The sequence below is a fragment of the Mesorhizobium sp. BR1-1-3 genome (assembly GCF_020165455.1).
In the GTDB taxonomy this organism is placed as follows: Bacteria; Pseudomonadota; Alphaproteobacteria; order Rhizobiales; family Rhizobiaceae; genus Mesorhizobium; species Mesorhizobium ciceri.
The window spans coordinates 1-12,107 of sequence record NZ_JAIUIC010000031.1; the positions used below are offsets into that span (position 1 = coordinate 1).

Annotated in this window: 13 protein-coding genes and 1 pseudogene; 13 read left to right on the forward strand and 1 reads right to left on the reverse strand. The window is 63.7% G+C overall.

The genetic code is table 11. The features are described 5' to 3' along the window. Nucleotides 1–253: 253 nt before the first annotated feature. Complete coding sequence (phnF, locus tag LB559_RS32665; RefSeq protein ID WP_164755509.1) at nt 254–1,003, reverse strand: phosphonate metabolism transcriptional regulator PhnF; 750 nt, start codon at nt 1,001–1,003, stop codon at nt 254–256. Between the two features lie 132 nt (nt 1,004–1,135). Between phnF and phnG the strand changes: the two genes are divergently transcribed. From phnG to phnE (LB559_RS32730), 13 genes and pseudogenes are all read left to right on the forward strand, one after another. Beyond that, entirely contained in the window at nt 1,136–1,597 is a 462-nt protein-coding gene (phnG, locus tag LB559_RS32670) for a phosphonate C-P lyase system protein PhnG (protein ID WP_224675889.1), read from the forward strand. Continuing rightward, complete coding sequence (phnH, locus tag LB559_RS32675; protein WP_127368880.1) at nt 1,597–2,208, forward strand: phosphonate C-P lyase system protein PhnH; 612 nt, start codon at nt 1,597–1,599, stop codon at nt 2,206–2,208. Before phnG ends, phnH begins: the two co-directional genes overlap by 1 nt. A 1-nt stretch (nt 2,209) precedes the next feature. Further along, complete coding sequence (locus LB559_RS32680; protein WP_224675890.1) at nt 2,210–3,322, forward strand: carbon-phosphorus lyase complex subunit PhnI; 1,113 nt, start codon at nt 2,210–2,212, stop codon at nt 3,320–3,322. Further along, entirely contained in the window at nt 3,319–3,738 is a 420-nt protein-coding gene (gene fosX, locus LB559_RS32685; protein ID WP_127368878.1) for a FosX/FosE/FosI family fosfomycin resistance hydrolase, read from the forward strand. The genes LB559_RS32680 and fosX overlap by 4 nt, the downstream gene beginning before the upstream one ends. Then, entirely contained in the window at nt 3,735–3,995 is a 261-nt protein-coding gene (locus LB559_RS32690; protein WP_224675891.1) for a hypothetical protein, read from the forward strand. Before fosX ends, LB559_RS32690 begins: the two co-directional genes overlap by 4 nt. Before the next feature lie 21 nt (nt 3,996–4,016). Then, on the forward strand, nt 4,017–4,916 hold the full coding sequence (locus LB559_RS32695) for an alpha-D-ribose 1-methylphosphonate 5-phosphate C-P-lyase PhnJ (RefSeq protein WP_063170339.1): 900 nt from the start codon (nt 4,017–4,019) through the stop codon (nt 4,914–4,916). Beyond that, nucleotides 4,913–5,689, forward strand: a complete 777-nt coding sequence (phnK, locus tag LB559_RS32700; RefSeq protein ID WP_013529518.1) for a phosphonate C-P lyase system protein PhnK — start codon at nt 4,913–4,915, stop codon at nt 5,687–5,689. The genes LB559_RS32695 and phnK overlap by 4 nt, the downstream gene beginning before the upstream one ends. 208 nt (nt 5,690–5,897) lie before the next feature. Then, nucleotides 5,898–6,605, forward strand: coding sequence for a phosphonate C-P lyase system protein PhnL (phnL, locus tag LB559_RS32705; RefSeq protein ID WP_224675892.1), 708 nt, complete (start codon nt 5,898–5,900; stop codon nt 6,603–6,605). Continuing rightward, nucleotides 6,602–7,215: pseudogene (locus tag LB559_RS32710) on the forward strand (DapH/DapD/GlmU-related protein). The gene phnL and the pseudogene LB559_RS32710 overlap by 4 nt, the downstream one beginning before the upstream one ends. Before the next feature lie 384 nt (nt 7,216–7,599). Next, a complete protein-coding gene (gene phnC / locus LB559_RS32715; protein ID WP_224675893.1) occupies nt 7,600–8,457 on the forward strand; it encodes a phosphonate ABC transporter ATP-binding protein in 858 nt (285 codons plus the stop codon). 92 nt (nt 8,458–8,549) lie between these two features. Next, nucleotides 8,550–9,458, forward strand: coding sequence for a phosphonate ABC transporter substrate-binding protein (phnD, locus tag LB559_RS32720; RefSeq protein ID WP_127370917.1), 909 nt, complete (start codon nt 8,550–8,552; stop codon nt 9,456–9,458). Nucleotides 9,459–9,515: 57 nt separating this feature from the next. Next, nucleotides 9,516–10,472 (forward strand): phosphonate ABC transporter, permease protein PhnE, encoded by a 957-nt coding sequence (gene phnE / locus LB559_RS32725; protein WP_024504428.1) that lies wholly within the window; start codon nt 9,516–9,518, stop codon nt 10,470–10,472. Nucleotides 10,473–10,474: 2 nt separating this feature from the next. Beyond that, the gene (phnE, locus tag LB559_RS32730) at nt 10,475–11,842 is read left to right on the forward strand and encodes a phosphonate ABC transporter, permease protein PhnE (protein ID WP_224675894.1); all 1,368 of its coding nucleotides are present in this window, start codon (nt 10,475–10,477) and stop codon (nt 11,840–11,842) included. The last annotated feature ends 265 nt before the right edge of the window (nt 11,843–12,107 follow it).

A 12,107-nucleotide genomic window follows, 5' to 3' on the forward strand; every position in this document is an offset into this window, starting at 1 on the left:
ATGCGCGCAACGAGTTCGCGAGTGCAACTTGACACCCCAGATAGTCGCTCTCCCCCGATCGACGGGGTAGAGGAAGGGCGCGAGTTCGCCGACCTTGGCGTCCTTCCTCTCCCTCCGGAGGGGGGACAGGTGGCTCGGCGAAGCCGAGACGGAGTGGGGGAAGCCGGTCCTCAAACGCCAAGCCGCTGACAAATGAGCGCGACCGAGTTCAGCGTGAGTCAGATAATCACGGTGTCGTAGAAGCCCGGCACTCCTACAGCGCCGACAGTTTCAGCTCCACCCGCTCGGCCGGGAAGCGCGACTCCGAAAACTGGATCGGCTGGCCGTCCGGCGTGACGTTGACGGCGACCGTGACCAGCACGATAGCGCCGGGCTGCAGGTCGAGGTCGGCAAGGTCCGCCGCATCGGCATGGCGCGCCGACAGCACAGTCGATTGCCTGAGGTAATCGTCTATGCCGAACCGCGCCAGCGAGGCGGTGATCGAGCCGGTCTCGGCCATCGCGGCATCGATGCCGGCAAAGCGCCGGGCTTCGAACCAGCCCGCCGCGCGCGACACCGGCCGTCCGTCGGCTTCGCCGCGCGTTTCCAGCCGGATCACATCGGCTCCCTTGGGAAGACCCAGTCCCTCGGCGACGCGCTGGCTGGCCGGCTCGACCGACGAGGCGAGCAGGACGATGTGCCGTTCCGTCGTTTGCCCTTGCAGCCCTGTCGAAAAACGTGTGCGCGCCCCGATCGGATAGGACAGCCGCTTGCGCGACAGTACGAAGGTGCCGCGCCCCTGCTCGGCCCGCAGCACGCCTTCCCTTACAAGGGCTGATATGGCGTTGCGCACCGTGTGACGGTTGACGCCATAGCGTTCTGCCAGCGCCACCTCCGGCGGCAGCGCTGCATTCTCCGTGAAATCGCCGATGGCGATCGCATGCAGGATCTTGTCGGCGATCTGCCGCCACAGCGAAACGCCACTGCGCCGCTCGATGCTGTCCGCTAACAGCCGCCCGACCATCATTGCCCCAACCTTCCAGCGCCCAGTCTTCTATCGCTGTCATCCACCCGTCATGGACACGCGTTAGATAATAGATATAATTTGTATAGTTGTCTACATCAATAGACAAATTAAAAAAGAGGAATGCTGCTGATGCGAGGACAGGAAGCCCGCGACCAGGCCGAGCGCAAAGCCGCCATGGCAACCCTTACGCAATCCAGCGGCGATGACATCGTACGGCTCTGGAATGAGGCCGGACTGCCTTCGGACGCCGAGCTGTTGCGCGGCCCCGAAACCGGCCTTGTCACCCTGCGCGGCCGCATCGGCGGCGGCGGCGCCCCTTTCAATGTCGGCGAGGCGACCGTCACCCGCGCCACGGTCAGGCTACCCACCGGACAGGTCGGCCATTGCTATGCGCTTGGCCGCGACAAGCACAAGGCGAAGCTGGCGGCTATCGCCGACGCCCTATGGCAGGACCCTGCCCGCCGCAATGAGGTCGAGACCGGACTGATAGCGCCTCTGCGGTCGGCTCTGACCTTGGCGCACGAAAAACGCCGCGCCGAGACGGCGGCAACGAAGGTCGATTTCTTCACCATGGTTCGCGGAGAAGACTGATGGACATTGCAGCGCAATCGATCGAGGGCGGGTTCGCCGATCCGGTCTTCAACGCCCAGACCGTGTTCCGCGCCGTGATGGACGCAATGGCTCGGCCGGGCAGCGTGCAACCGCTGCCGGCCTTCGCCCGCCCGCCGGTGCCGCTCTCGGCTACCGCCGGCGCCATCGCACTGGCGCTGTGCGACAATGACACGCCGCTCTGGCTCGACCCGGCTTTGCAGGCCTCCACCGCGATCAGATCCTGGCTTGGGTTCCATACCGGCGCGCCATTGGCCAACACACCGGCCGATGCGCATTTCGCCTTGATCGCAGCACCTGCCGAGATGATGGCGCTCGATGGCTTTTCGCAGGGCACGCAGGATTATCCCGACCGCTCGACCACGCTGATCCTGCAGGTCAGCGATCTGGTCTCCGGCACGCCGCTATTGCTCGAAGGTCCCGGCATCGAAACCAGCGCCACGATCGCGCCGGCGCAGATGCCACGCCATTTCGTCGAGCAGTGGAAGCAGAATATCAAGCGCTTTCCGCGCGGCGTCGACATCATCCTCGCCACATCAGGCGGCATCGCCTGCCTACCGCGCACGACGCGCATCAAGACGATGGAGGCGTAAGATGTATGTCGCGGTAAAAGGTGGCGAAGCGGCAATCGCCAACGCCCACAGCCTGCTGGCCGACCGCCGGCGTGGCGACCGTTCGGTGCCCGCCCTTCGTCTCGACCAGATCGTCGAGCAGCTGGCGCTCGGCGTCGACCGGGTGATGAGCGAAGGCTCGCTCTATGATCGTGAACTGGCCGCGCTCGCCATCGTCCAGGCGCGCGGCGACATGATCGAGGCGATCTTCCTGGTGCGCGCCTACCGCACCACGCTGCCGCGCTTCGGCTACTCCAGGCCCATCGACACCGCCAACATGCTGGTCGAGCGGCGCGTCTCGGCGACCTACAAGGATCTGCCCGGCGGCCAGTTGCTCGGACCGACCTTCGACTACACCCACCGGCTGCTCGATCCCGAGCTTGCCGCCGGCGCCGATGTCGCCGAGCCCTTGCTGCGCGACACGGAAGCGCAAGCCATGCCGCGCGTCTCGGCGATCCTCGCCCGCGAAGGCTTGATCGAACCGGATGGCGACATGCCGCAGGACCATGTCCCCGGCGACATCACCCGCGAGCCGCTCGAATTCCCGATGGCGCGCGACATCCGCCTGCAGGCGCTGTCACGCGGCGATGAAGGGTTCCTGCTGGCGCTCGGCTATTCCACCCAGCGCGGCTATGCCCGCAACCACCCCTTCGTCGGCGAGATCCGCATCGGCGAAGTCGAGTTGGAGCTCGACGTGCCCGAACTGCCCTTCGCGGTGCCGCTCGGCACTGTCCGCGTCACCGAATGCCAGATGGTCAACCAGTTCAAAGGCTCAGCCAAGGCGCCGCCGCAATTCACCCGCGGCTACGGCCTGGTCTTCGGCCAGAGCGAACGCAAGGCGATGGCCGTGGCACTCTGCGACCGGGCGCTGCGCGCGAAAGAGCTCGGCGAGGATGTCGTCGCCGCGGCCCAGGACGAGGAGTTCGTCATCTCGCACTCCGACAATGTCCAGGCGACCGGCTTCGTCGAGCATCTGAAGCTGCCGCACTATGTCGACTTCCAGGCAGAACTCGATCTCGTACGCCGCATGCGCACCGAATATGACGCGCGCGAAAACCCCTTGAAGGTCGAAGAGAAGCGGGAGGCCGCGGAATGATCGAGGGCCTTTCCCACATGACCTTCATCGTCCGCGATCTCGAGCGGATGACCGAAATCCTCGAGGGCGTATTCGACGCGCGCGAAGTCTATGCCAGCGACGCCAGGCAGTTCTCGCTGTCGCGCGAAAAATTCTTCCTGATCGGTGACATCTGGGTCGCCATCATGGAGGGCGAACCCTTGCCGGAGCGCAGCTACAACCACATCGCCTTCAAGATCGATGACGCCGATTTCGACCGCTATGCCGAGCGCATCGGCAGGCTCGGCCTCGACATGCGCCCGCCGCGCCCGCGCGTCGAGGGTGAAGGCCGCTCGATCTATTTCTACGACGAAGACAACCACATGTTCGAACTGCACACCGGCACGCTCAATGAGCGGCTGGCGCGCTATGCCAGGGGATTGGAGGCTGCGGAATGAATTTAGTGCCCGACGCCACCATGGCCGCCACCATCGTGGGAATGATCGCCATAGCCGTCATACCCGGAGTAGTCACCATTGCCGACGCCTATGGACTCACCTTGAGAGCCTTCTTTGGGACCGGGCAGAATCATGCGCCGAAGGAAGAAGAGAACGACGCCGGCGAACACCACCAACAGAATTCCGAGATGCATCCATCCGGTCGAGTTCATCTGAATTCGCCCCTGTTTTCCGCGTCCTGGACGCCAATTCGATAGCACAATGTGGATGTGATCGCCATGACCGACATCGCCACCTACAACTTCGCCTATCTCGACGAGCAGACCAAAAGGATGATCCGCCGGGCGATCCTCAAGGGCATCGCCATTCCCGGCTACCAGGTGCCGTTCGCTTCGCGCGAAATGCCGATGCCCTACGGCTGGGGCACCGGCGGCGTCCAGGTCACCGCTTCGATCATCGGCCCGGACGATGTGCTGAAGGTCATCGACCAGGGCGCCGACGACACCACCAATGCGGTGTCGATCCGCGCCTTCTTCAAGAAAGTCGCCAATGTCGCGGTGACGACCGACACTGCCAGCGCCACCATCATCCAGACCCGTCACCGCATTCCCGAGCATCCGCTGACGGCGGCCCAGGTGCTGGTCTACCAGGTGCCGATCCCCGAACCCCTGCGCTTCCTCGAGCCGCGCGAGACCGAAACGCGCAAAATGCACGCGCTGGAGGAATATGGCCTCATGCACGTCAAGCTCTACGAGGACATCGCCAAGCACGGCCGCATCGCCACCACCTATGCCTATCCGGTCAAGGTCGAGGGCCGCTATGTGATGGACCCCTCGCCGACGCCGAAATTCGACAATCCCAAGATGCACCGCTCGCCGGCCCTGCAGCTGTTTGGCGCCGGCCGCGAAAAGCGCATCTACGCGGTGCCGCCTTTCACCGAAGTGGTCAGCCTCGACTTCGAGGATCATCCGTTCGAGGTCCAGACCTTCGACCAGCCCTGCGCGCTGTGCGCGGCCGAGAACGTCTATCTCGACGAAGTCATCCTCGACGACCATGGCGGCCACATGTTCGTCTGCTCCGACACGGACCATTGCGAGAAGCGGCGAGCGGACGGCTATCGCGGCCATCTTGCCCCGGAAAACCATCTTGCCTCGGGAACAAGGGAGCCGGCGCAATGACCGACGAACCGCTGCTGCGTGTCGCAGCACTTTCTAAATTCTACGGTTCGCGCGTCGGCTGCGACAACGTCTCCTTCGACCTGTGGCCGGGCGAAGTCCTGGCTGTCGTCGGCGAATCCGGCTCCGGCAAGACGACGCTGCTCAACTGCCTGTCGACCCGGCTGCTGCCGAGCTCCGGCACCGCCAGCTACCGCATGCGCGACGGCCAGTTCCGCGAGCTCTACCGCATGAGCGAGGCCGAGCGCCGCTTCCTGATGCGCACCGACTGGGGTTTTGTCCATCAGAACCCCGCCGACGGCCTGCGCATGACGGTGTCGGCGGGCGCCAATGTCGGCGAGCGGCTGATGGCGGTCGGCGACCGTCACTACGGCAGGATCCGCGCCACCGCCGTCGACTGGCTGTCGCGCGTCGAGATCGACGAGGACCGCATCGACGACGAGCCCCGCGCCTTTTCCGGCGGCATGCGCCAGCGCCTGCAGATTGCCCGCAATCTCGTCACCGGGCCGCGCCTGGTGTTCATGGATGAGCCAACAGGCGGCCTCGATGTCTCGGTGCAAGCCCGCCTGCTCGACCTGCTGCGTGGTCTGGTCACCGATCTCGGTCTGGCGGCCATCGTCGTCACCCACGACCTTGCCGTGGCGCGGCTCTTGTCGCAGCGCATGATGGTGATGAAGGACGGCCGCGTCGTCGAAAGCGGCCTCACCGACCGCGTGCTCGACGACCCGCGCGCGCCTTACACGCAATTGCTTGTTTCCTCGATTTTGCAGGTTTGACGATGGCGCCAAGGCACCCCCCTCTGGCCTGCCGGCCATCTCCCCCTCAAGGGGGGAGATTGGCTATCGTCCTCGGTTTCGCCACTCTCCAACGTCGCAGAACAAGCGCAACGAGAAAGCTGCCGATCTCCCCCCTTGAGGGGGAGATGCCTGGCAAGGCAGAGGGGGGCGTCGGCCCGCAAACGAACGACAATTGGAGGCCCTTCTGATGGCAACCCCCCTCGTTGTCTCCGACGTCGCCAAGAGTTTCACCATGCACCTGCGCGACGGCATCAAACTGCCTGTTGTCGCCGGTGTCTCGTTCTCGATCAGGGCTGGCGAATGCACCGTGCTCGGCGGTCCTTCCGGTGCCGGCAAGAGCTCGATCCTGAAGATGCTCTACGGCAACTACGCCGTCGACGAAGGCCAGATCATCGTCACGCATGATGATGGGCTGATCGACCTCGCCACCGCCAGCCCGCGCACCGTGCTGGCCATACGCCGGCAAACGATCGGCTATGTCAGCCAGTTCCTGCGCACCGTGCCGCGCGTCTCGGCGCTCGACGTCGTCGCCGAACCGCTGGTCGAGCGCGGCGAGGATCGCGAGATTGCCCGCGGCAAGGCACGCGCCTTGCTGGCGCAGCTCAACCTGCCGGAGAAACTCTGGGCTTTGCCGCCTGCGACCTTCTCCGGCGGCGAGCAGCAGCGCGTCAACATCGCACGCGGCTTCATCACCGAGCACCCGATCCTGCTGCTCGACGAGCCGACAGCCTCGCTCGATGCCAGGAACCGCGATCTCGTGATCGAACTCATCGCCGCCAAGAAGGCTGCAGGTGTCGCCCTGCTCGGCATCTTCCATGACCACGATGTACGCGAGGCAGTTGCCGACCGCATCATCGACGTCACCGCTTTCGCGCCCGGAAAAATCGCCGCATGACCAGGAAATTGTCCGAGACGCCGCTGGTCCACCCGACGGCGGATGTACAGAATTCGACGCTCGGCCGCTGGACCGAGATCGCCGACCGTAGCCGGGTCTCGGAAAGCGAACTTGGCGACTATTCCTACATGATGCAGGACTGCTCGGTCTGGTGTGCGACGATCGGCAAGTTCGCCAACATCGCGGCCAGCGTGCGCATCAACGCCACCAACCACCCGACCTGGCGGCCGACGCTGCATCACTTCACCTATCGCGCCTCGGACTACTGGGACGATGCCGAGCACGAGAGCGAATTCTTCGCCCAGCGCCGCGCCAAGCGGGTCACCATCGGCCACGACACCTGGCTTGGTCACGGCTCGACCATCCTGCCCGGTGTCACCATCGGCGATGGCGCCGCGGTCGGCGCTGGCGCTGTCGTCTCGAAAGATGTAGCGCCCTATACGATCGTCGCCGGCGTGCCGGCAAAGCCGATCCGCGAGCGCTTCGATCGCCGCACGGCCGAACGCTACCAGGCGCTCGCCTGGTGGCACTGGGACCATGCAAGGCTGCGCGCTTGCCTTGAGGACTTCCGTGAGCTGTCCGCAGAGGCATTCTGGAGAAGCATGGTTGACGCGAATGGTGCTTTCATCGAACTAATAATCACCCAACCCAGAGCCATGGAGCAATGTGACCTTTATTGTCGTAATACCTCTTTTCATTGGACTGGGGTTGGTCGCGTTGGGAATTTTGGTGATTAAGCTTGCAGCTAAGCGTTGGAGGCAATCCGACGTTGGCTCTTCAATAACGTTGATGATATTAGGCTGTGTTTTGTTCACGGCGGCGATAGCTCCACTCTATATGCTGTGGGTCCTTGCGCAACTTACAGGTAAGCCAGGCTGACAAGCTAAGGCCTGTGGAGCGTAACAAAACTGACATCATCGCGACACGGCAGGTTCATGTGGCTGCGTTAGGCGAGAGCCTGACGATCAATGGTCCCGGACTGGAACCTGCCCCCATGCCAGCAAATTCCGCCACGCTCGAAATCCGCGGTGTCACCCGACGATTTGGCAAGAACACTGCCGTCAGCGACATCAACATCGCGATCCCGCAGGGTCAGATGGTTGGCGTCATCGGCCGTTCGGGCGCCGGCAAATCAACCCTCCTTCGCATGATCAACCGTCTCATCGATCCCAGCCAGGGTTCGATTTTTTTTGACGGCGCCGAGGTCTCGAAGCTGAGCGGTTCGCCGCTGCGGCGCTGGCAGCGTGACTGCGCCATGATCTTCCAGCAGTTCAACCTGGTGCCGCGCCTCGACGTGCTGACCAATGTGCTGCTCGGCAAGCTGAACCACCGCTCGACCATCACCAATCTGTTCGGCATGTTCTCCCGCGCCGAATGCGCCGAGGCGGTCGCGGCACTCGAGCGGCTCGACATCGCCCGCACCGCGCTGCAGCCCGCCGGCACCTTGTCGGGCGGCCAGCAGCAGCGCGTCGCCATCGCTCGTGCCATGATGCAGCAGCCCAGAGTGATCCTCGCCGACGAGCCGATCGCCTCGCTCGACCCGCTCAACGCCAAGGTGGTGATGGATTCGCTGCAGGACATCAATCTGCGCGAAGGCATCACCGTCGTCACCAATCTGCACACGCTGGACACCGCCCGCACCTACTGCAACCGCATCATCGGCATGGCTGCCGGCAAGGTCGTCTTCGACGGCGCGCCGGAAGAGCTCAACCGCGAGGCGGTGCGCCTCGTCTACGGCGCCGACAGCAATGGCCAGGAAATCTCCGAGGCCATCACCTCGACCAGCGTTGCCTTCAGCCGAAAGATCGCCGCATCCGCCGGACCGCTCGAGCCCGCATTCCCGGGATATTGAGAGCGGTTGGGATCGCCAGCCCACGTCAAGGGCACCTGTCAAAATCGATAACGCTGCCGGCGCGGGGCCGGAACCTACAGGAGAAATATCCAATGTTCAGGAAGATGGTCTTTGGCGCCGTTTCGGTGCTCGCCATGGCGACCAGCATGGCCCATGCCGCCGACATGAAGGAATTTCGCGTCGGCATTCTCGGCGGCGAAAACGAAACCGACCGGCTGCGCAACTACCAGTGCCTCGCCGACCATTTGAAGACCGAATTCGGCTTCGAAAAGGTCTCGCTGTTCCCCGCCGCCGACTATGACGGCGTCATCCAGGGCCTGCTCGGCGGCACGCTCGACTTCGCCGAACTCGGCGCTTCCGGCTACGCCAGCGTCGCTCTCAAGGACCCGAAGGCGGTCACCCCGATCCTCACCACCCAGCAGACCGACGGCGCCACAGGCTATTATTCGATCGGCCTGGCGCTGAAATCCTCCGGCATCACCGACATCAAGTCGGCCAAGGGCAAGAAGCTCGGCTACGCCGATCCGGATTCTACCTCCGGCTACCTGATCCCGCTGACCCAGATCCCGAAGGATACCGGCGCTTCGAACGAAACCTTCTTCGCCTCGACCCAGTTCAACGGCGGTCACGAGAACAACGTCCTGGCCGTGCGTGACGGCAAGGTCGACGTGGCGGTGGACGATTCTTCCGGCATCGGCGACTTCAAGGACGGCTACACCTCCGGCACCTTCCACAAGGAAGTCGCCAAGGGCGCCGTCGACCCCAACGACTTCGTCGAGGTCTGGCGCTCGGGTCTGATCCCGAACGGCCCGCTGGTCGTGCGCACCGCGCTCGGCGACGAAATGACCGCCAAGCTCGCCGACTTCTTCACGCAGTTGCCGAAGAAGGACAAGGCTTGCTTCGAAGGCGTCGAGGGCGGCGACTTTACCGGCTACGTCCCGGTTAAGGCGGACTTCTACAACGTCATCGTCGAAGCCCGTAAGGCAGCCATCGGCGGCTAACGGCGAAATCAGGAAGGGCGGCGTCGAGAAAACGCCGCCCTTCTTGCATGTCCGATCATGACCCTTTCCGTGACAGCCCCTTCCGGCGCCACTCATCAGATGGCCGACGCCTGGCGTCGCCAGACGTCCTTGCGCCGGCTCTACACCGCCATCGGTGTCGGCCTGCTCATCACCGCGCTCGGCAGCACCATGTGGTTCGCCGACGAGGCCAATGCCGGGCATTTCTTCGACCGGTTGCCGCATTTGCTGGATTTCCTGAGCTGGCTCGTCCCCAAGGATTGGAACGATGTCTGGCGGGCGATGTTCGACATCGCTTCTCCGCATGACACCGGCACCCAGGAATTCAATTTTCCGCTTGGCCGCTCCTATGTCTGGGGCAGCTTCTACATCCCCGAATATTTCGAGCTGATGCTGACAACGCTCAACGTGGCGCTGGTCTCGACCTTCATCGGCTTCGTCTTCGCCGTGCCGTTCTCCTTCATCGCGGCGCGCAATTTGACGCCGCATCCGGTGCTGCGGCTGATCGTCAAGCGCCTCATGGAACTGCTGCGCGCCTTTCCCGAGATCGTCATCGCCGGCCTGTTCGCCGCCATCGTCTCGATCGGCCCGATCGCTGCCATCATCGCCATCGGCCTGCATTCGATCGGCGCGCTGGGCAAGCTGTTCTACGAGATCAACGAGAACATCGACATGCGCGCCGAGGAAGGCCTGAGGGCCGTCGGCGCCAACTGGTTCGAGCGGGTTCGCTTCGCCGGCCTGCCGCAGGTGCTGCCCAACTTCATGTCCTACACGCTGCTGCGTGTTGAGATAAATGTCCGCATTTCCACCATCATGGGCGCGGTCGGCGGCGGCGGTATCGGCGAGGAGTTGAAGCTGTCGATCTCGCGCGGCTTCGGCGCCAAGACGATAGCCCTCGTGCTGCTCCTGTTCACGACGATCTTCATCGTCGACCAGTTCTCCGCCTGGCTGCGCCGCAAGCTGGTCGGCGAGCAGGCTTTCGTGATGAGCGCTTGACCATGGCCACCATGACCGCCGATCAGATCCAGTCGATCGAAGAGCGCTTCCCGCAGGTATTCCAGCGGCCGTTCCACAAGCGCTTCGGGCCGCTGATGCTGCTTGGCGGCATCTTTCTCTATCTGCTCTACGCGCTGTGGTTCTTCAACCTGCCGCAGGTCATGCGGGAATCGCACTGGGAGCGCCTGCCGCTGTTCCTGACCCAGTGGATCAGCTACGACGTGCAGCCGATCTTCCGCCTCGACGAACCGCAGATCACTGCCAAATATCCACGCTTCTCGGTGCTCGGCCCGAACCCGGATCCGGACTGGGTCAAGACCAATGCCGATGGTTCGGTGACGATCCTGATCGACGGCACCGCCAAGTCGATTACCTTCACCAAGACGCAAGCGACTATAATTGCCAACGGTGAGACCGTTGCGGTCGCACTCGGCACCGGCAAGCCGCTGATCTCGGGACCGGTTCCCGGCTGGATCACCGCGCATGAGGATGAGGTCGTCGCCGACATGGGCTTTGCCGGCGAGGCCCGCGTCGCCGTTGACCGCGTCAGGATCCGAAAGCGCTTTCTAGGCTGGGCAAACTTCGTCTTCGACACGCGTTCGCCTTTCTTCGGCAAGTCGGCAAGCGAAGTCGCTTCGCTGATCGTCTCCGGACCGGAACTGAAACCAGGCACGTCCAATCTGGCGCTGGCCGGCGACAACATCTGGAACAACGCCCAGTGGCAGCATGGCGATGTCTGGACGAAGCTGCTGCAGACCATCGTTATGGCCTTTCTCGGCACCATGCTGGGCGGCATCGTCGCCTTCCCGCTGGCCTTCTTCGCCGCCCGTAACATCACGCCCAGCCGGCTGGTCAACCAGGTGCTCAAGCGCTTCTTCGATTTCATGCGCTCCATCGACATGCTGATCTGGGCGCTGTTCTTCACCCGTGCCTTCGGGCCGGGACCGCTGGCGGGCAGTGCGGCGATCTTCTTCACAGAGGTCGGCACGCTCGGCAAAACCTATTCCGAGGCGCTGGAGAACATCGACGACAGGCCGCGCGAAGGGATTACCTCGACCGGAGCCAACGGCCTCCTGGTGCAGCGCTACGGCGTGCTGCCGGAAGTGGTGCCGGTGTTCATCAGCCAGACGCTCTATCAGTGGGAATCCAACACCCGCGGCGCCACCATCATCGGCGCTGTCGGCGCCGGCGGCATCGGCCTGAAGCTGTGGGAAGCGATGCGCACCAACTCCAACTGGGCCAACGTCTTCTACATGGTGCTGCTGATCCTGGCCGTCGTCTTCATCTTCGACAACATCTCCAACTTCCTGCGCCGCCGGCTGAGCCGGACCATCCACGACTACAACAGGATCCAGGCTGAGCAGGGGTAGGCTTGCGATGCAGACGCGCAAGTCGTCTCGACCGGCGCCAAAGGATAGACCCCCACTCCGTCGAGCTTCGCTCGACACCTCTCCCCCGATCGACGGGGTAGAGGAAAGCGCCAGGCTGTCCGAGCCGACGCCTGTCCTCTTAGGCCGAGTGTCCTCCCAGGCCGAGGCTTCCTTCCTCTCCCTCCGGAGGGGGGAGAGCGACTATCTGGGGTGTCAAGTTGCACTCGCGAACTCGTTGCGCGCATCGCGTGCTTTTGCATTGAGG

Excerpts from the sequence above, each read along its gene's own strand:
- fosX (WP_127368878.1), top strand. The coding sequence starts at position 3,319 with ATGATCGAGGGCCTTTCCCACATGACCTTCATCGTCCGCGATCTCGAG.
- phnC (WP_224675893.1), top strand. The coding sequence starts at position 7,600 with ATGCCAGCAAATTCCGCCACGCTCGAAATCCGCGGTGTCACCCGACGA.
- phnE (WP_224675894.1), top strand. The coding sequence starts at position 10,475 with ATGGCCACCATGACCGCCGATCAGATCCAGTCGATCGAAGAGCGCTTC.
- phnL (WP_224675892.1), top strand. The coding sequence starts at position 5,898 with ATGGCAACCCCCCTCGTTGTCTCCGACGTCGCCAAGAGTTTCACCATG.
- phnF (WP_164755509.1), bottom strand. The coding sequence starts at position 1,003 with ATGGTCGGGCGGCTGTTAGCGGACAGCATCGAGCGGCGCAGTGGCGTT.
- LB559_RS32695 (WP_063170339.1), top strand. The coding sequence starts at position 4,017 with ATGACCGACATCGCCACCTACAACTTCGCCTATCTCGACGAGCAGACC.
- phnG (WP_224675889.1), top strand. The coding sequence starts at position 1,136 with ATGCGAGGACAGGAAGCCCGCGACCAGGCCGAGCGCAAAGCCGCCATG.
- phnK (WP_013529518.1), top strand. The coding sequence starts at position 4,913 with ATGACCGACGAACCGCTGCTGCGTGTCGCAGCACTTTCTAAATTCTAC.
- phnH (WP_127368880.1), top strand. The coding sequence starts at position 1,597 with ATGGACATTGCAGCGCAATCGATCGAGGGCGGGTTCGCCGATCCGGTC.
- phnD (WP_127370917.1), top strand. The coding sequence starts at position 8,550 with ATGTTCAGGAAGATGGTCTTTGGCGCCGTTTCGGTGCTCGCCATGGCG.
- phnE (WP_024504428.1), top strand. The coding sequence starts at position 9,516 with ATGACCCTTTCCGTGACAGCCCCTTCCGGCGCCACTCATCAGATGGCC.
- LB559_RS32690 (WP_224675891.1), top strand. The coding sequence starts at position 3,735 with ATGAATTTAGTGCCCGACGCCACCATGGCCGCCACCATCGTGGGAATG.
- LB559_RS32680 (WP_224675890.1), top strand. The coding sequence starts at position 2,210 with ATGTATGTCGCGGTAAAAGGTGGCGAAGCGGCAATCGCCAACGCCCAC.